The organism is Pseudomonas sp. W2I6, from assembly GCF_030815935.1.
Lineage (GTDB): Bacteria > Pseudomonadota > Gammaproteobacteria > Pseudomonadales > Pseudomonadaceae > Aquipseudomonas.
The window spans coordinates 7,165,624-7,183,740 of the sequence record NZ_JAUSXJ010000001.1; the positions used below are offsets into that span (position 1 = coordinate 7,165,624).

Below are 18,117 nucleotides of genomic sequence, written 5' to 3' on the forward strand. Positions count from 1 at the left end.
CATGATTAAACTGCGCGCCAGCTGATAAATAAGCAGAAAGTTATGCCGCACAGTTTTATAAAGGCAAATTAACCAGGCTTATATATCAAGAGCAGAGCGATGAATCCTCTTTCTCCGGCTCCAGCACGGAGGGCGGGACTTGGCTCTCGTATTGCTGGAGATGGTCACGAATCAGCTTGCGAATAACCTGAGAAATAGTAAGGTCAACTTCCTCGGACAGCGACTCCAGACGCTGCTTGGTCGGGAAGTCGATGAGAATGGTCAGACGTGTTGTTTTTTCAGGCATTTTCTTGATCCTTTTACAAAAGCGCGGTCTCGACTGCCGCGTGCAGTAAGTGCTGGAAGACGTGTGGAGTCCTTAGAACAAACCAATGGGGTAATCAACTGATTCATTGGAGTCTAATTCAAATCGCTGCGCGTTTTCCATCAATGTGCAGTGAAGGTTGCGATTATGTGAAGTTCTGCACCTTCTCCGTACCTCTTATTATCATCGGGTTATAATGCTATGAGATTCGAGTATAGACCGGTTGCAAGAAAGCTATCTCAAAGTGTAGGGGGTGTCAAAAGTCAATCTTATCTATAACTAAAGTAGTGGTTGTACTGTTTGGTGAGTTTGATTATGTATTTTGCGCATTACGTCATGAGATTTTTTCAAGAACTTGGCGCTCACAATATTCTGTCACAAAATACTAATTGATTGTTTTCGAATATCAAGGGTTGTTGTCACGAATAACAGCGATTGTTATTGGAAGAGGGGCAGGGAGGTGCTGCTTTTATCAGAAGGGCGCGATGGTCGTCGTTGAGGTAAAAGGGGCCAGGGCGACCCCTTTCCAGGTGGTGGGATCAGGCAAACACAAAATACTTACGCACCGTCTCGACCACTTCCCACGTCCCCTTCATCCCCGGCTCCACCACAAAGATATCCCCAGCCCGCAAATGGATCGGCTCCAGGCCGTCCGGGGTGATCACGCAGTAGCCTTCCTGGAAGTGACAGTATTCCCACTTCACATACTCCACCCGCCATTTGCCGGGGGTGCAGATCCAGGTGCCCATGATCTTGCTGCCGTCCTCGCTGGTGTAGGCGTTGAGGTTGACGGTGTGCGGGTCGCCTTCGAGTTTTTCCCATTTGCAGGCGTCCAGCACCGGCAGTGGATGGGTGTCGCGCAGTACGGTGATTGGCTTGGACATGATGATTCCGAGGCAGTGGAAGGGAAGTCCGAACCCTATCGCCTTGGGCGGCCCGCCAGTGGTCTGGACTCGACATCGGGATGCCCAGAAGCGCAGTCATTTGCACAGCCGTGAGTCACCGCCAACCTCTGTGGGAGCCGGGCTTGCCCGCGATGGCGGAGTGTCAGGCGATGGAAGGGCAAGCTGTGCCGACCTCATCGCGGGCAAGCCCGGCTCCAACAGGGGATATTTGTTGTTTGAAGGATTGAGTCGGTACGAAATATCTGTGCGCCAATCAGCCATTTCCTCGCAGTAAGTGCGAAAGATTTCCTGCTTTGCGCTGGAATTCGCAAGAATATTTACAGCCGGCCCTCGTATCATTCACCCCAGTAACGACCGAGAGCCTTGAAATGAATCCAATAAAAACGTGGTGGGACATCAGCCCGCCCTTGAGCACCGCGACCCCGACCTGGCCGGGTGATACGCCGTTTCAGGAAGAGCGGGTCTGGCAGTTCGGCCCCGAGTGCCCGGTGAATGTCGGACGCATCACTCTGTCGCCCCACACCGGCGCCCATGTGGACGCGCCGTTGCACTACAGCGCGGACGGCGCGCCGATTGGCGAAGTGTCTCTGGATGTGTACATGGGCCCGTGCCGGGTGCTGCATTGCCTGGGCAGCGGCGCGCTGGTGCAGCCGCATCAGTTGGAAGGCCGCCTGGAAAACCTGCCGGAGCGTGTACTGTTGCGCACTTATCAACAGGCGCCGCTGGATGCCTGGGATTCGAATTTCACCGCCGTCGCCCCGCAAACGGTCGAGTTGCTGTTCAGCCTCGGTGTGCGCCTGATCGGCATCGACACGCCATCCCTGGACCCGCAGCAGTCCAAGACCATGGACTCCCACAACGCCGTCGCCCGGCATGGCATGGCGATTCTCGAAGGCATCGTCCTCGACGACGTGCCGGAGGGCGATTACGAGTTGATCGCGCTGCCGCTGCGTTTTGCCAACCTCGATGCCAGCCCGGTACGAGCCATTCTCCGCCCGCTCAAGGAGCCCACGCGATGAGCCAGTGTCCTTTCTCCCCTGACTACCAGCCGCCGGAAGAATGGCATAACGCCGAGCTGAATTTTTCCGAGTCCATGAGCTACGGCGACTACCTGGACCTGGGCAAAGTGCTCAGCGCCCAGCACCCGCTGTCGCCGGACCACAACGAGATGCTGTTCATCATCCAGCACCAGACCTCGGAGCTGTGGATGAAGTTGATGCTCCACGAACTCAAGGCCGCCCGTGAGCACGTGCGCCTGGGTGAGCTGCCGCCGGCGTTCAAGATGCTGGCGCGGGTGTCGCGGATCTTTGACCAGTTGGTGCACGCCTGGGCGGTACTGGCGACCATGACGCCGTCGGAGTACAAGTCGATCCGCCCGTACCTGGGGCAGTCGTCGGGTTTCCAGTCGTTCCAGTACCGGGAAATCGAATTCATCCTCGGCAATAAAAGCGCGGCGCTGTTGCGGCCTCATGCCCACCGGCCGGAGTTGTTGAAGGAGCTGCAGGTGGCGATTGCCACGCCGTCGCTGTATGACGAGGCGATCAACCTGATGACCAAGGCCGGGCTGGCGATCGACCCCAAGCGCGCCGAACGCGACCCGACGGCGCCGACTGTTCACGATGATTCCGTGGAGGCGGCGTGGCGCGAGGTTTATCGCGATCCGAGCCGGTATTGGGACCTGTACCAATTGGCCGAAAAGTTTATCGACCTGGAGGATTCGTTCCGCCAATGGCGCTTCCGCCATGTCACCACGGTGGAGCGGATCATTGGCTTCCAGCCTGGTACGGGCGGCACCGAAGGCGTGGGTTACCTGCGCAAGATGCTCGACACCGTATTGTTCCCCGAGCTGTGGCGAGTGCGTTCCACGCTGTAATCAAGGCCCAACAAAAAGCCCCGGTACTCATCAGTACCGGGGCTTTTCATTTGGAATACGATCAAAATGTGGGAGCGGGCTTGCTCGCGAAAGCGGTGGGTCAGTCAATACATCAGGTGACTGACACGACGCCTTCGCGAGCAAGCCCGCTCCCACACAAGCCCGCTCCCACATGGGTTATTGCGCTGTTACTGCCTTCGCGTTGTTCAACCGCAACCGGTACGCCACATAGATAATCCCCACCCAAACCGGAATCGCATACACCGACGCCCGCACACCCGGAATCGCCAGCATCACGCAGATGATCATCAGCATGAACGCCAGGCACAGGTAGTTGCTGAACGGGAACCAGAAGGTCTTGAACGACGGCACCACGCCTTGCTCGCCCATGGCCTTGCGGAACTTGATGTGGGTCAGGCTGATCAGCGCCCAGTTGATCATCAATGAGGCAACCACCAGCGCAAACAACAGCTCCAGTGCGTCATGCGGCGCCACGTAGTTGATCACCACGCACAGCAGCGTCACCAGGGCCGAGATGCCCAGGGCACGCAGCGGCACGCCTTGCTTGTTCAACTTCATCAGCGCTTTCGGCGCGTCGCCTTGCTCGGCCAGGCCGAACAGCATGCGGCTGTTGCAGTACACGCCGCTGTTGTACACCGACAGTGCCGCGGTCAGGACCACGAAGTTGAGGATGTGGGCGGCGGTGTCGTTACCGATCAAGGAAAAGATCTGCACGAACGGACTGCCGCTGTAGGCATCGCCCGACGCGCCGAGGGTTTGCAGCAGTTGATCCCATGGGTACAACGACAGCAGCACGGTAAGGGCGCCGACGTAGAAAATCAGGATCCGGTACACCACCTGGTTGATCGCCTTCGGGATCACCTTGCGGGGTTCGCTGGCTTCGGCGGCGGTAATACCCACCAGCTCCAGGCCGCCGAACGAGAACATGATGAACGCCATGGACATCAACAGCCCCATGCCGCCATTCGGGAAGAACCCGCCGTGGCTCCACAGGTTGCTCACCGAGGCCTGCGGGCCGCCGGTGCCGCTGAACAGCAGGTAGCAGCCGAGCACGATCATGCCGACAATCGCCACCACCTTGATGATCGCGAACCAGAACTCGGTCTCACCGAAGAACTTCACGTTGAGGGTGTTGATCAGGTTGACCAGCACAAAGAACACCACCGCACTGACCCAGGTCGGAATTTCCGGCCACCAGAACTGGATGTACTTGCCCACCGCTGTCAGCTCGGCCATGCCCACCAGCACGTAGAGTACCCAGTAGTTCCAGCCGGCGAGGAAGCCTGCGTAACCGCCCCAGTACTTGTGGGCGAAGTGGCTGAAGGAGCCGGCCACCGGTTCCTCGACGATCATTTCGCCCAGCTGGCGCATGATCAGGAACGCGATGAACCCGGCTACCGCATAGCCCAGGATCATCGACGGCCCCGCCGACTTGAGCACGCCCGCCGAGCCGAGGAACAGCCCGGTCCCGATCGCTCCTCCCAAGGCAATCAGCTGAATATGCCGGTTCTTTAGGCCACGCTTGAGGCCCACCGGGTTAACCATGTCATCCGCCATTAACATTCCCTTCTACTTGTTTTTTTCAGGGTTGATCGCACACCGAACCAGCCCCTCAAACCGCTGAGGGGTCAGATATTACTCTCGGTAAACTTTTCGTAATACAGCTGAACGCCATCAAGTGCCTGATCCAGCAACCATTGTTTGATGGATTCGACCATCGGAGGGGGGCCGCAGACGTACATATCTGCCGATTGATCCCGCAATTCGGCCAGGTCGAAATGCTCGGTGAGGTAGCCGCGTTTGCCGGCCCAGTCCGAAGGTGGGTCGCTGAGTACCTCGGTGTAGCGAAACCCCGGGATTGTATCGGCGTAGGCTTTTATGCGTGTTGCCTCGCATAAATCGGCCGCACCCCGCACGCCGTAATACAGGTGCACCGGCTGTTGGCAGCCGCTGGCGGCCAGGTCATCGAGCATGCCCAGCAGCGCCGATAAACCAGTGCCACCGGCCACCAACACCAGCGGTCGGGTGACATGCCGAAGGTAGAAGGCACCCAATGGCGCTTCCAGCAGCAACTCATCACCGACCTGGCAGCGTTCGCGGATGTAGTTGCTCATCACGCCATCGGGCAGCAGGCGGATCAGGAACTGCAACTGATTGCCCGGGCGGTTGGCGAAAGAGTAGGAGCGCCAACTGTCGGTGCCGGGAATCGACAGGCGGGCATATTGGCCCGGCAAAAAGTCCAATGGGCGTTCAAGCTGCAGGTGCAGGATCGCGGTGCTGGCCGAGACCTGTTGCACTTGGCTCACCGTACTGCGGATTTGTACTGGCCCCGGCGCGTTGCACAGGCTGGAATCAAAATCGAAGTAGAACGCCGCATCGGATTGGACCCGGGTCTGGCAGCTGAGCATTTTGCGTTGTTGCAGATCGAGGCTGGAGAGGGCTTCCTCGTCTACGTAGTCCTGGGTGAAATCGCCGGACTCGCAGCGGCCCTGGCAGGTGCCGCATACGCCTTCGCGGCAGTCGAGCGGGATCTTGATGCCATTGCGCAGGGCTGCATCCAACAGGATCTCATTGGCGCCCACCGGGAAAAACAGGGTCTTGCCGTCGGCAAAACTGAAGGCCACTTTGTGATTCATTCGCAGAACTCCGCGAGTTTGATTTTCTATGCCTGCGATTTACCTGTGGCGAGGGAGCTTGCTCCCGCTGGGCTGCGCAGCAGCCCCAAAAAGCCGGGAGCGCTACGCACTGGAGCGCCAACCCGGTCCAGCGGGAGCAAGCTCCCTCGCCACAGGTGTAATGCATCAGGTCACAGGTGATAGAAATCCAGCACCGAGTTGATGGTGTCGTTGAGCAGCAGCGCATGCTTGCGGGTGATCAACCAACTGTCGCCATCGGGCTTGAGGCTGTAAGTGGCGCTGCCGTAGAACTGCTCCGACGTCGCCAGTCGATAGAACAACGTATGCCAGTTCAACTTCACCTCCAGCAGGCCGTCCGGTTGCTCGGCAATCCGCACGTTGTTGATCAAATGCAGCGTCCTGGGCATTGGCGTGGCCGACGCGGCCTTGCCCGTGCGCAGGCGAAACACCCGATCCTCCAGCCCCGAGCGGTTGGCGTAGTAGATCAACGACATTTCGCGCTTCGGGTCGCGGGTGTAGACATGTTCCGAATCCCACTGCGGCAGGTGGAATTCACTCTGCGGGTCGAACAACTGCACGTAGGCGTCCCAGTCCTGGGCATCGCACAGCTCGGATTTACGGTAAAAAAACTGCTCGATCCGGTACTGCAATTGCGCATTCATCATTCCACCTCCCGCAGTTTCAGGGCTTGCTGGTCGAGTCCGTCCAGCAGGAATTTCTGCCAGTTGCGGTGCTGGTTGACGTACAGCCCTTCGTGGGTGAATTCGGTGCCGGTCATCGCCGGCTGGATGCCGATGGATTCGCTGTTGGGCGTAGGCCCGGTTTCCCAGCGATGGCTGCCGCGGGAGATATCGCTCCAGCGTTCCAGACGGCCCTGGAAGCCGCGCTGGGCTTCGCGGAACTCCACCAGGTCATCCGGCGTGCCCATGCCCGAGACGTTGAAGAAATCCTCGAACTGGCGAATACGGTTTTCACGGTCGGCGTCAGACTCGTTCTTCACCCCCAGGCACTGGCTGATGATTTCGGTCTTGTTCCACGCGATGGGCCGGATGATCCGCAGCTGCGAACTGATCTGGTCGAGGAAGAACAGGCTCGGGTAGATGTTCAGGTTGCGCAGGCGGTGCATCATCCATTCGGCTTTTTGCTGGCCGTGTTCTTCGATCAGGCGCGGCATGATGGTGGCGTAGCCCGAACGCACGGTGGGGTTGGGCATGTCGCTGAACAACAGGCTGTGGCCATTGTTGAAGGCGAACCAGCCGTCATCGGTGTTCGCGTCGCCGGCGCCGAGTTTGCTGTAGTCCAGTGTCGTGCCCGAGCCGGTGCCGTTTTCCGTATTGACCTGCTGGCGATGCTGCACCGTGGCCACGTAGTTGTAGTGCACGGTGCTGACGTGATAACCGTCCAGGCCGTTCTCGTTTTGCAGTTTCCAGTTACCGTCGTAGGTGTAGGCCGACTTGCCCGGCAGCACTTCCAGCTCACCGGTGGCCGATTGGGCGACCATCATGTCGAAGAACACTTTGGCGTCGCCGAGGAAGTCTTCCAGGCTGTTGGTGCCGTTCACGTCGAGGCTGATGAAGACGAAACCCTTGTAGCTCTCGATCCGCGCTTTTTTCAGGCCGCGAGTGGCCTTGTCGAAGCCTTCCGGGTATTCCCCCGGCGCCTTGACCTTCACCAGCCGGCCATCGCTCTTGTAGCACCAGGCATGGAACGGGCAGGTGAAGGTGGACTGGTTGCCCTTGCCGACTCGGGTCAGGGTGGTGCCCCGGTGCTGGCAGGCGTTGATCAGCGCGTTGAGCTGGCCTTCGCCGTCGCGGGTGATGATCATCGGCTGGCGCCCGGCGCGCATCGTCACGAAGTCGTGCTTGTTGGCCAGTTCGCTCTCATGACAGGCATAGATCCAGTTTTTTTCGAAGATCAGCTCCATTTCCAGCTCGAACAACTCCGGCTCGGTGAACATGTCCCGGGCGATGCGGAACACTTCATCCACCGGACGAAAGTCCAGGCAGCCTTCGATAAAGCTTTTCCACTGCTCGACGCTTCTTGCACCACTCATGGGAGGCACCTTTTTTGATAATGGCTAAACGGGTAAGCCATTAAGAGGCTGCGGCGGGGCACCGGGCTATCCGGTTAATGGGGGAAGGTGGGCCACTTAGTTGGGCACGAAATACCCACGGCGGTGCAGGGCGGTGGCGGAATGCGCTACTGTCTTGCAAGGCGATTGTCGGAAAAGTCTGCTTGTTATCCACTTATTCGACGGTTGCTATCCACCCAGTGGCGATCCCGCTGGCGTGGCGCAAAACTTGCTGTCGATCTACCAGGACGCGCCGTCAGAGCGCGCCGGCCACAATTGCCGTGGGTGCCCCGTGATGAGTAGCAATACACGCGATATACGTATCGAGCGCTTCGACCTTGAAGGCGCCTGCAGCTGGATGTCCGGCATTTGCGGGCCGCACCGCCTGCAAACCGCGACGCCGGAGCGCATCCGCTTTCACCACAGCGCCAATGTGTTCAAGTCCCGCGCCACGACGCTGGGGATTATCGAATACGGCACCGACGTCACCATCGACATCGAAGACGCCGAGCACTTCAGCAGCTACAGCCTGACCCTGCCGCTGGTGGGCGAGCAGGAACTGAGCAAGAACGGCGTGCGGCTCAGCTCCAACCGTGACCAGGGCGTGATCATCTCGCCCAACGAACATCAGGTGCTGGAGATCTCCGGCGACTGCCGCAAGTTGCAGGTGGTGATCACCCGCGCGGCGATGAGCGAATCCCTGGAAGGCCTGCTGCAGCGGCCGATTGAAGCGCCGCTGCGCTTCGAATCGGCGATGGACGCGGTGGACGGCGCTTCCGCGTCGTGGTGGCGCATGGCGCGGTATTTCATCGCCGAACTGGAGCGCAGCAGCGAGCTGTATGACCAGGTGGCGTTTACCCGGGACCTGGAAAGCTCGCTGATCAAGGGCCTGATCCTGGCCCAGCCGAACAACTATTCCGAAGAGCTGCGGGACGTGCTGGGGGTGAAACTGCCGCACTATTTGATTCGTGCCCGACAGTACATCCACGACAACGCCCGGGAAGCGGTGCACCTGGAGGATCTGGAGGCGGCGGCGGGCGTGTCGCGCTTCAAGCTGTTCGATGCCTTCCGCAAATACTTCGCCCTGTCGCCCATGGCCTATCTGAAGAAATACCGCCTGGGTGCCGTGCGCCAGCAAATCCTCGAACACGGCTCAACCCGTACTATCTCCGAAATCGCCCTGGGCTGGGGCTTTACTCATCTGGGGCGATTCTCGGCCGAATACCGCAAGCTGTTCGACGAGTCTCCCAGCCAGACGCTGCAGCGCAACGACGCCCGGCGTATGCGTGGATGAACACCTTACGCAAAAACAACGGAGATCAACTGTGGGAGCTGGCTTGCCTGCGATAGCGGTGGATCAGCCTGCATTTTCTTTTCTGACCCACCGCTATCGCAGGCAAGCCAGCTCCCACAGGGGATTTGTGTTGGTTGTGAGATCTCAGATCAACTCTTCCACCAGTTGCAGGCAATGACTGAGCCCCGGCGACTGGTCATTGATCCGCCGGCTGAGAATGATCGGCGACGTGGCGGTGGCCTCCACCACCGGTGTGTAGCCAATGTCTGCGCGGTGCAGCACCTGCACCGAGGCGGGTACCAGGGTCACGCCCATGCCTGCGCCGACCAGACCAATGGCGGTCTGCAATTCGTTGGTCCACTGCGAAACCTTCAGGCTCAAGCCATGGGCATCGAACAGCGCGATCACATGGTCGGCGTAGCTCGGCCGCGGGTTGCCGGGATACAGCACGAAGGGTTCAGCGGCCAATTGCGCCAGGGTGGCCGGGGCGCCCAGCAGGGGATGCCCGGCGGGCAACACCGCCACCAACCGGTCCTCCACCAACACCCGCTGCACAATGGCCGGGTCGTCGATGCGAATCCGCCCGAAGCCTACGTCAATCCGCCCGGCCTTGAGGGCTTCGACCTGTTGCAGCGTGGTCATCTCCGACAGGCCCAACTCCAGCTCCAGGCCATCGTGGCTGCGCAGCCGGCGAATCAACTCCGGCAGCACGCCGTACAGCGTCGACGGCGCAAAACCGATGCCCAGCCAGGTTTTCTGCCCAAGGCCGATGCGCCGGGTGTTGTCACACACCTTGCCCAGTTGCTCCAGCAGCACATTGGCGTGCTCATAGAAAAACCGCCCGGCTTCGGTCAGGCGCAACGGGCGCCCACGCTCCAGCAGCACCACACCCAGTTCGTCCTCCAATTGCTGGATCTGCCGGCTCAACGGCGGCTGGGCAATGTGCAGGCGTTCGGCGGCGCGGGTGAAGTTGAGGGTTTCCCCCAGCACCTGGAAGTAACGCAGATGGCGCAGTTCCATAAAGACTCCATTCATACCTTAAGGGTATTGTTCGAGACTCATTCTATATTGGAAGCCAGCAGAGATCCGGAACAGAATCAGGCCAAATCTATAAAGAACCCAACGGGTATTGCCATGCCGATTTGCGCCATCGAGTCGATCGAGACCATCATCGTCGATCTCCCTACCATCCGCCCGCACAAACTGGCGATGCACACGATGCAGAACCAGACCCTGGTGATCATCCGCGTGCGCTGCGCCGACGGTATCGAAGGCATTGGTGAATCCACCACCATCGGCGGCCTGAGCTACGGCAATGAAAGCCCCGACAGCATCAAGATCAACATCGACCGGCACTTCGCGCCGCTGCTGCTCGGCCAGGACGCGAGCAACATCAATGCCGCCATGTTGCGCCTGGAGCGCAGCATCCGGGGCAACACCTTTGCCAAGTCGGGTATCGAAAGCGCCTTGCTCGATGCCCTCGGCAAACGCCTGAACCTGCCGGTCAGCGAATTGCTCGGCGGCCGTGTGCGGGACGCCTTGCCGGTGGCCTGGACCCTGGCCAGCGGCAACACCGAAAAAGACATCGCCGAGGCCGAGAAGATGCTCGACCTGCGCCGCCACCGCATTTTCAAATTGAAGATCGGCGCCGGTGAAGTCAGCCAGGACCTGGCTCACGTCATCGCGATCAAAAAAGCCCTGGGCGACCGCGCCAGTGTGCGGGTCGACGTCAACCAGGCCTGGGACGAAGCCGTGGCCCTGCGAGCCTGCAAGGTGCTGGGGGACAACGGTATCGACCTGATCGAACAACCGATCTCGCGCAACAACCGTAGTGGCATGGTGCGGCTCAACCTGTCGAGCCCGGCGCCGATCATGGCCGACGAGTCCATCGAATGCGTGGAAGATGCCTTCAACCTGGCCCGCGAAGGCGCGGCCTCGGTGTTCGCCCTGAAGATCGCCAAAAACGGCGGGCCGCGTGCGGTATTGCGCACCGCAGCGATTGCCGAAGCGGCGGGTATCGGCCTGTACGGCGGCACCATGCTTGAAGGCGGTATCGGCACCCTGGCCTCGGCCCATGCCTTTCTCACCTTGAACAAACTGGCGTGGGACACCGAGCTGTTCGGCCCGCTGCTGCTCACCGAAGACATCCTCGCCGAGCCGCTGGTGTACCGCGATTTCCACCTGCATGTCTCCACCGCTCCGGGCCTGGGCCTGGCCATCGATGAAGAGCGCCTGGCGTTCTTCCGTCGCGATAACTAACAAGAGGACACCTGCGATGTTGTTCCACGTAAAAATGACCGTGAACCTGCCCGTCGACATGAACCCCGAGCGCGCTGCCGGCCTCAAGGCTGAAGAAAAAGCCTTCTCCCAGCGGCTCCAGGAGCAAGGCAAATGGCGCCACCTGTGGCGCATCGCCGGGCTGTACGCCAACTACAGCGTGTTCGATGTCGACAGCGTGCAGGAACTGCATGACCTGTTGATGCAACTGCCGCTTTATCCTTACATGGCCATCGAAGTGAATGCCCTGTGCCGGCATCCATCGTCGATCCGTGAGGATGATCGCTGAGTCTGTTTTTTCACCTAATAATTACAAGATGAGGATTGCACCATGACCATCCGACTTTCCCAGACTGCTCACGCCCAACAGTTTCTCGAAGAAGCCAGCGGCAACCTTAACGACGGCGGCAACCCACGGGCCAAGGCGCTGATCTACCGGATCCTGCGGGACACGGTGAACATCATCGAAGACCTGGAAGTGACCCCGGAAGAGTTCTGGAAGGCGGTCAACTACCTCAACGAACTGGGCAAGAACCAGGAAGCCGGCTTGCTCGCGGCAGGGTTGGGCCTGGAGCATTACCTGGACATGCTGATGGACGCGGCGGACGAGGAAGCCGGCAAATCCGGCGGCACCCCGCGCACCATCGAAGGCCCGCTGTATGTGGCCGGTGCGCCGCTGTCCAAGTTCGAGGCGCGGCTGGACGACGGGCAGGACCCGGGCGTGCCGCTGTTCATGCAGGGCCAGGTGCGCGACACCAATGGCAAGCCGTTGGCGGGGGCGATTGTCGATGTATGGCAGGCCAATACCGGTGGTACGTATTCGTGGTTTGACAGCACGCAGTCGGAGTTCAACCTGCGTCGGCGAATCGAGACCGATGCCCAGGGCAACTACCGTTTTCGCAGCATCGTGCCGTCGGGGTATGGCTGCCCGCCGACCGGGCCGACCCAGCAGTTGCTGGACCAGTTGGGGCGCCATGGCCAGCGGCCGGCGCATATCCACTTCTTCATCTCGGCGCCGGGCCATCGGCACCTGACCACGCAGATCAACCTGTCGGATGACCCGTACCTGCATGATGATTTTGCCTATGCGACGCGGGATGAGTTGATCGCCGAAATTCGCTTCAGCGAGGACGCAAACCTGGCGAAGGAATTTGGTGTGGAAGGGCAGTTTGCGCAGATTGATTTTGACTTTGAGTTGCAGCCTGCGGCGGCGCCGGTAGAGCAGAAGCGCATGCAGCGAGTTCGCGCGCTCGAAGACTGAACGCGGTAAAAAAATGTGGGAGCGGGCTTGCTCGCGAATGCGGTGGATCAGTCAATATTTCCGGTGACTGACACTCCGCCTTCGCGAGCAAGCCCGCTCCCACATTGGCTCTGTATCGTTTGGCCTATTTGCGAACAACCAGGTCGAGCAGATCATCCCGATCCTTGATCTTCTGCAACACGATCTCCGAGCGAATATCCATCACCCCCGCCGTGCGGTTCAGGTGGTTCACAATGAAATCCGAAAAGTGCTTGAGGTTGCGCGCCTGCACCCGCAGCACATAATTGCTCGCCCCGGTAATCACATACGCACTGGCCACCTCCGGCCACCCTTGCACCTTCTTGATAAACGTCTCGTGCCAATCCTCCACATCCTGGCGTAACGACAGGTGGACGATGGCCTCCAGCTCGATCCCCAGTTGCTCGGCGTTCAACACCGCCCGATAACTACTGATGATTCCCTCGCTTTCCAGCAGGCGCAAACGCCGCAGGCAGGCCGACGGCGACAGGGCGACTTTCTCCGCCAGTTCCTGGTTACTGATACGGCCATCCTGTTGCAGGAAATGCAGAAGGCGCAGGTCGGTGGCGTCGAGAATCATGGTTAGAATAAATCCGCGTGTTTGGGGGTTAAATTCGAATTTCCTACAGCTTAATTAGCCTGTTGCCCACCACTTTGCACGAAAATTCTCTAAAGCTTCGTTCATTATTTGGCTCATTGTTACTACAACAACAGGACTGACCATGACCACCCGCACCCATTGCCTGACCCTCGACGCCCAGGATCCGCTGGCGCCATTGCGCAACCAATTCGCCTTGCCGGCCGGGGTCATCTACCTCGACGGCAACTCCCTCGGTGCGCGCCCGGTAGCGGCACTGGAACGGGCGCAAGCGGTGATCGCCGAGGAGTGGGGCAATGGCCTGATTCGCAGTTGGAACAGTGCCGGCTGGGCCGACCTGTCCCAGCGCCTGGGCAATCGCCTGGCACCGCTGATCGGTGCCCGCGACGGTGAAGTGGTGATCACCGATACCACCTCCATCAACCTGTTCAAAGTGCTCAGCGCCGCGCTGACCGTGCAACGCGAACGCGCGCCAAGCCGCAAGGTGATCGTCAGCGAAGCGAGCAATTTCCCCACCGACCTGTACATCGCCGAAGGCCTCACCGAACTGCTGCAACAGGGCTACTCCCTGCGCCTGGTCAACAGCCCGGACGAACTGCCGAAAGCCATCGACCAGGACACGGCCGTGGTGATGCTCACCCACGTCAACTACAAGACCGGCTACATGTACGACATGCAGGCCCAGACTGCCTTGAGCCATGAATGTGGCGCGCTGGCGATCTGGGACCTGGCGCATTCGGCGGGCGCGGTGCCGATCGACCTGCATCAGGCCGGTGCCGATTATGCGATTGGTTGCACTTACAAATACCTCAACGGCGGGCCGGGTTCCCAGGCGTTTGTGTGGGTCAACCCGGCGCTGGTGGATGTGGTTACGCAGCCGCTGTCGGGCTGGTTCGGGCATACCCGACAGTTCGCCATGGAATCGCGTTATGCGCCGAGCCAGGGCATCGCCCGCTACCTGTGCGGCACCCAGCCGATTACCTCGCTGGCGATGGTGGAGTGTGGCCTGGATATTTTCGCCCAGACCGATATGGCCAGCTTGCGCTCTAAATCCCTGGCGTTGACCGACCTGTTCATCGAGTTGGTGGAAAGCCGTTGCGCCGCCCACGACCTGACCCTGATCACCCCGCGTGAGCATGCCCGACGGGGTAGCCACGTCAGCTTCGAACACCCGGAAGGCTACGCGGTTATCCAGGCCTTGATCGCCCGTGGCGTGATTGGTGATTATCGCGAGCCGCGCATCATGCGTTTCGGGTTTACCCCGCTGTACACCAGCTTTGCTGAAGTGTGGGATGCGGTGGAAATCCTGGGTGAGATTCTCGATCAGAGAACCTGGGACCAGCCGCAGTTCAAGGTTCGCCACAGCGTCACCTGAGTAAACGCAGAGCAAAAAATGTGGGAGCGGGCTTGCTCGCGAATGCGGTCTATCAGTCTCTGATGTATTGACTGGCACACCGCATTCGCGAGCAAGCCCGCTCCCACAGGGGACAGTGTTTCAACCAGAAAGCAGTGCAATCACAATAATAAAGGGGCACGCCACGTGACCACGCCAGACCAAGGCTTTGCCGAAATCACCAATCGCGAACTGGGCCTCAGGCGCCAGCTCACTTCCGGCCAGATGAGCATGATCGCCATCGGTGGCGCCATCGGCACCGGGCTGTTCATGGGCAGCGCCTACGCCATCGGCTATGCCGGGCCCAGCGTGCTGGTCAGCTATGCCATCGGTGCGCTGATCACTTTGCTGTTGATGGGCTGCCTGGCGGAGATGACCGTGGCGCATTCCACCTCGGGCTCGTTCGGCGCGTATGCCGAATTTTACGTCAGCCCGCTGGCCGGTTTCCTGGTGCGCTATGCGTACTGGGCGGCGATTGTGCTGGCGGTGGGCGCCGAGGTCACGGCGGTGGCGATGTACATGAAGTACTGGTTTGCCAACGTGCCGGAATGGGTGTGGATCGTCTCGTTTTCCAGCGTGCTGATCGTACTCAACGCCATCAGCGTCAAGACCTTCGGCAACTTCGAGTACTGGTTTTCCACGATCAAGATCAGCGCGATTGTCGGCTTCATCATCCTCGCGGTGTACGTGGTGTTCGGCTCCGGCAACCCGGATTACGGCGTGCAGAACTACACGGCCCACGGCGGCTTTTTCCCGAACGGGTTGAGCGGCATGTGGATCGCGGTGATCGTCTCGATCTTCAGTTACTTGAGTGTGGAAATGATCGCTGTGGCCGCCGGTGAAGCGGCCGACCCGGAGCAGGCGGTGAAAAAAGCCTTCCGCGCGACCATCGTGCGGCTGGTGGTGTTCTACCTGCTGACCCTGGCGCTGATGTTGGCCATCGTGCCGTGGAACCAGGCCGGCCACGCCCAGAGCCCGTTCGTCACGGTGATGCAGACCATCGGCATTCCCGGCGCCACCGGGGTGATGAACTTCGTGATCCTGATCGCTGCGCTGTCGGCGATGAACAGCCAGCTCTACATCACCACCCGCATGATGTTCAGCCTGTCCCGCGCCGGTTTTGCGCCCAAGTCCATGGGCGCCTTGAGCAAGAGCGGGATCCCGTTGAACGCCTTGTTGCTGTCCAGCTCGGGCATTGCCCTGGCGACCCTGCTGAACGTGGTGTACCCGGAAAGCTCGTTCACCCTGATGATGGCGATCTCGATGTTTGGCGCGATCTTCACCTGGTTCATGATCTTCCTCACGCACCTGTTTTTCCGCCGCTACCGCAAGCGTCACGGCGGGGCGAAGCTGTCGTTCCAGCTGGCGCTGTTTCCCTACAGCACGCTGCTGGGCCTGGTGCTGATGGGCGCGGTGATGATCACCACGTTTTTCACCGATGCGTTCAAGATGACGCTGGTGTTCGGGGTGCCGTTCCTGCTGATTCTGTCGCTGGTGTACTACGTGTTCTTCCGCAAGGGTCGCCAAAACCTTGTAGGAGCGAGCTTGCTCGCGAAAAAACCGAGGGCGCCGGGTTAAATCAGAAAGCCCGCGTTATCGTTGACGTGCTTCGCGAGCAAGCTCGCTCCTACAGGGGGAGAGGGCGTTTAGCAGTTGGGCGGCGTAACCGGGCAATTGCTCGAACTCGCGGGCGCATAACAGCAGTTTGCGACAGGCCCAATCCTCGCTCAGGGGTTGGGCCTTGAAGCGCCGGTCCAACGGCCAGCGTTCCAGCGCCGCCAGGGGCACGATCCCCAGCCCGGCGCCCCGGGCGACCATGCGAATAAGCCCGTCAAACCCGTCTGCACGGATGCGTGTCTGCAAGCGAAAGCCTGCGTGCAATGCCTGTTCCTCCAGGTACACCGCCAGCGCGCTGTCGGCGGCCAGGCCCACGTAGTCGTGCTGCAAGCTGTCGATAAAACTCACGGTGCGCCCGGCCAGCGGGTGATCCAGCGGCATGATCAGCACCAGCGGGTCGTCGCGAAAGGGCAGGGTTTGCAGGCCGTGGGTGTCTACTGCGTCGGAAATAATCCCCAGGTCTGCCGCGCCCTGGCGCAAGGCGTGGGTGATGCGCAGGCTTGGCAGTTCCTGCAGGTCGATGTCGAGGTTGGGGTGCTCGTGCAGAAAGTCCGCCAACAGCTCCGGCAGGTATTCGCTCAGGGCGGTGGTGTTGCACAGCAGGCGCACCTGGCCCTTGACGCCGTTGGCGTATTCCGCGAGGTCTTGCTGCAGGTGATCGGCTTGCTGCAACAGCAGGCGGGCGTGACGGGCGAGGGCTTTACCCGCAGCAGTCGGGGTGACGCCACGGCGGCCACGTTCAAGAAACTCGATGCCCAGGGAGGCTTCCATCGCCCGGATCCGTGCACTCGCCGCCGCCAGGGACAAATGGCTGCGGCTGGCGCCGGCGGTGATATTGCCGGTGTCGAGGATGTGCAGGTACAGGCGCAGGTCGATCAGGTCAAAGTGCATGGGCTGGGGATCTCAGTGTCTGGACGGGCCTCTTCGCGAGCAAGCCCGCTCCCACATTTTGAAAGGGTTCACAGATCTAAATGTGGGAGCGGGCTTGCTCGCGAAGAGGCCATCTGCCTCATGCAAAACAAGAGGCTGCCTCAGTATATGGCGAATTTTCAGATATCACCCAAACCTGCAAAATCGACCCATGAATACCTTACTCGCGTTCTACCAAAACCTCGGCCCGGCCCTGACATTGCTGGTGATCGGCACCTTCCTGCTGGCCGGTACGGTCAAGGGCGTCATCGGCCTGGGCCTGCCCACCGTCGCCATGGGCATGCTCGGCCTGGCTATGTTACCGGCGCAGGCTGCGGCGTTGCTGATCATCCCGTCCACCGTCACCAACCTCTGGCAACTGGCCTTCGGCGGTCACCTGAGCGCGTTGATCAAACGCCTGTGGCCGATGCTCCTGCTGATTTTCCTCGGCACCGGGCTGGGCTCGTTGTGGCTGGGCATGGATGGCGGGCATTGGGTGGTGCGGGCGTTGGGCGGCGCGCTGCTGGTGTACGCCTTGAGCGGGCTGTTGCTGCCGACGTTCAAGGTCAGCCCGGCCACCGAGCGTTGGCTGGGCCCGCTGTGCGGCGTGCTGACCGGGGTCATCACCTCGGCCACTGGGGTGTTCGTGATACCGGCGGTGCCGTATCTGCAAGCGTTGGGCTTGAACCGCGATCAGCTGGTGCAGGCGTTGGGGCTGTCGTTCACCGTGTCGACCCTGGCGCTGGCAGCCGGGCTGTTCTGGCGTGGCAGCCTGGGCGGCGGCGAATTGAACGCCTCGTTGCTGGCGCTGGTTCCCGCGCTGCTCGGGATGTGGCTGGGCCAGGCCCTGCGCCAGCGCATCAGTGCCGTGCTGTTCAAGCGGGTGTTCTTTATCGGCATGGCCGCGCTGGGAGGTCATCTGCTGATCAGTGGTTAACAA

At 60.3% G+C, this 18,117-nt stretch carries 18 protein-coding genes; 9 read left to right on the forward strand and 9 right to left on the reverse strand.

The genetic code is table 11. The features are described from left to right. Positions 1-85 precede the first annotated feature (85 nt). Together QF039_RS32920 and QF039_RS32925 are read right to left on the reverse strand one after the other, a co-directional pair. The gene (locus QF039_RS32920) at positions 86-286 is read right to left on the reverse strand and encodes a hypothetical protein (RefSeq protein ID WP_003212332.1); all 201 of its coding nucleotides are present in this window, start codon (positions 284-286) and stop codon (positions 86-88) included. Positions 287-843: 557 nt separating this feature from the next. Further along, positions 844-1,188 carry a cupin domain-containing protein gene (locus tag QF039_RS32925; RefSeq protein WP_003212331.1) on the reverse strand — a complete coding sequence of 115 codons (345 nt, stop codon included), beginning with the start codon at positions 1,186-1,188 and terminating at the stop codon, positions 844-846. Between the two features lie 389 nt (positions 1,189-1,577). Here QF039_RS32925 and kynB point away from each other — a divergent pair, with 389 nt between their 5' ends. After that, positions 1,578-2,228, forward strand: a complete 651-nt coding sequence (gene kynB, locus QF039_RS32930; protein WP_087693454.1) for an arylformamidase — start codon at positions 1,578-1,580, stop codon at positions 2,226-2,228. After that, entirely contained in the window at positions 2,225-3,082 is an 858-nt protein-coding gene (gene kynA, locus QF039_RS32935) for a tryptophan 2,3-dioxygenase (RefSeq protein WP_008436669.1), read from the forward strand. The genes kynB and kynA overlap by 4 nt, the downstream gene beginning before the upstream one ends. Positions 3,083-3,259: 177 nt before the next feature. Here the strand turns inward: kynA and QF039_RS32940 are convergent, their stop codons facing one another. The 4 genes from QF039_RS32940 to antA all read right to left on the reverse strand — a co-directional run bounded on the left by QF039_RS32940 (position 3,260) and on the right by antA (position 7,792). Next, entirely contained in the window at positions 3,260-4,660 is a 1,401-nt protein-coding gene (locus QF039_RS32940) for an amino acid permease (protein ID WP_003212324.1), read from the reverse strand. 71 nt (positions 4,661-4,731) lie between these two features. Continuing rightward, the gene (gene antC / locus QF039_RS32945; protein ID WP_178911643.1) at positions 4,732-5,739 is read right to left on the reverse strand and encodes an anthranilate 1,2-dioxygenase electron transfer component AntC; all 1,008 of its coding nucleotides are present in this window, start codon (positions 5,737-5,739) and stop codon (positions 4,732-4,734) included. A gap of 170 nt (positions 5,740-5,909) precedes the next feature. Beyond that, complete coding sequence (gene antB, locus QF039_RS32950; protein ID WP_003212320.1) at positions 5,910-6,401, reverse strand: anthranilate 1,2-dioxygenase small subunit; 492 nt, start codon at positions 6,399-6,401, stop codon at positions 5,910-5,912. Continuing rightward, positions 6,401-7,792, reverse strand: a complete 1,392-nt coding sequence (gene antA / locus QF039_RS32955) for an anthranilate 1,2-dioxygenase large subunit (protein WP_003212318.1) — start codon at positions 7,790-7,792, stop codon at positions 6,401-6,403. Before antA ends, antB begins: the two co-directional genes overlap by 1 nt. A 313-nt stretch (positions 7,793-8,105) precedes the next feature. Here antA and QF039_RS32960 point away from each other — a divergent pair, with 313 nt between their 5' ends. Further along, complete coding sequence (locus tag QF039_RS32960) at positions 8,106-9,104, forward strand: helix-turn-helix domain-containing protein (RefSeq protein WP_008436676.1); 999 nt, start codon at positions 8,106-8,108, stop codon at positions 9,102-9,104. 144 nt (positions 9,105-9,248) lie between these two features. On the opposite strand, the gene QF039_RS32965 is transcribed toward QF039_RS32960, so the two are convergent. Then, on the reverse strand, positions 9,249-10,124 hold the full coding sequence (locus QF039_RS32965; RefSeq protein ID WP_003212314.1) for a LysR family transcriptional regulator: 876 nt from the start codon (positions 10,122-10,124) through the stop codon (positions 9,249-9,251). A 114-nt stretch (positions 10,125-10,238) separates the two neighbouring features. Between QF039_RS32965 and QF039_RS32970 the strand changes: the two genes are divergently transcribed. Genes QF039_RS32970 through catA form a run of 3 tightly spaced genes read left to right on the forward strand, consistent with a single transcriptional unit; the run spans position 10,239 to position 12,642 of the window. Then, positions 10,239-11,363: a muconate cycloisomerase family protein gene (locus tag QF039_RS32970; RefSeq protein WP_177047049.1), complete on the forward strand. Its 1,125-nt coding sequence runs from the start codon at positions 10,239-10,241 to the stop codon at positions 11,361-11,363. Between the two features lie 16 nt (positions 11,364-11,379). After that, positions 11,380-11,670 (forward strand): muconolactone Delta-isomerase, encoded by a 291-nt coding sequence (gene catC / locus QF039_RS32975; RefSeq protein ID WP_003212310.1) that lies wholly within the window; start codon positions 11,380-11,382, stop codon positions 11,668-11,670. A 42-nt stretch (positions 11,671-11,712) separates the two neighbouring features. Beyond that, positions 11,713-12,642, forward strand: coding sequence for a catechol 1,2-dioxygenase (catA, locus tag QF039_RS32980; protein WP_008436682.1), 930 nt, complete (start codon positions 11,713-11,715; stop codon positions 12,640-12,642). 124 nt (positions 12,643-12,766) lie between these two features. Here the strand turns inward: catA and QF039_RS32985 are convergent, their stop codons facing one another. Then, positions 12,767-13,240, reverse strand: a complete 474-nt coding sequence (locus tag QF039_RS32985) for an Lrp/AsnC family transcriptional regulator (RefSeq protein ID WP_214499881.1) — start codon at positions 13,238-13,240, stop codon at positions 12,767-12,769. 142 nt (positions 13,241-13,382) lie between these two features. On the opposite strand from QF039_RS32985, the gene kynU reads away from it, so the two are divergent. Both kynU and QF039_RS32995 read left to right on the forward strand, forming a co-directional pair. Next, positions 13,383-14,633 carry a kynureninase gene (kynU, locus tag QF039_RS32990; protein ID WP_003212302.1) on the forward strand — a complete coding sequence of 417 codons (1,251 nt, stop codon included), beginning with the start codon at positions 13,383-13,385 and terminating at the stop codon, positions 14,631-14,633. Between the two features lie 165 nt (positions 14,634-14,798). Further along, entirely contained in the window at positions 14,799-16,229 is a 1,431-nt protein-coding gene (locus tag QF039_RS32995) for an amino acid permease (protein WP_307522726.1), read from the forward strand. A 15-nt stretch (positions 16,230-16,244) separates the two neighbouring features. On the opposite strand, the gene QF039_RS33000 is transcribed toward QF039_RS32995, so the two are convergent. Further along, positions 16,245-17,159 (reverse strand): LysR substrate-binding domain-containing protein, encoded by a 915-nt coding sequence (locus tag QF039_RS33000; RefSeq protein WP_307522728.1) that lies wholly within the window; start codon positions 17,157-17,159, stop codon positions 16,245-16,247. Positions 17,160-17,349: 190 nt separating this feature from the next. On the opposite strand from QF039_RS33000, the gene QF039_RS33005 reads away from it, so the two are divergent. After that, positions 17,350-18,114 carry a sulfite exporter TauE/SafE family protein gene (locus QF039_RS33005; RefSeq protein WP_008436688.1) on the forward strand — a complete coding sequence of 255 codons (765 nt, stop codon included), beginning with the start codon at positions 17,350-17,352 and terminating at the stop codon, positions 18,112-18,114. Positions 18,115-18,117 lie beyond the last annotated feature (3 nt).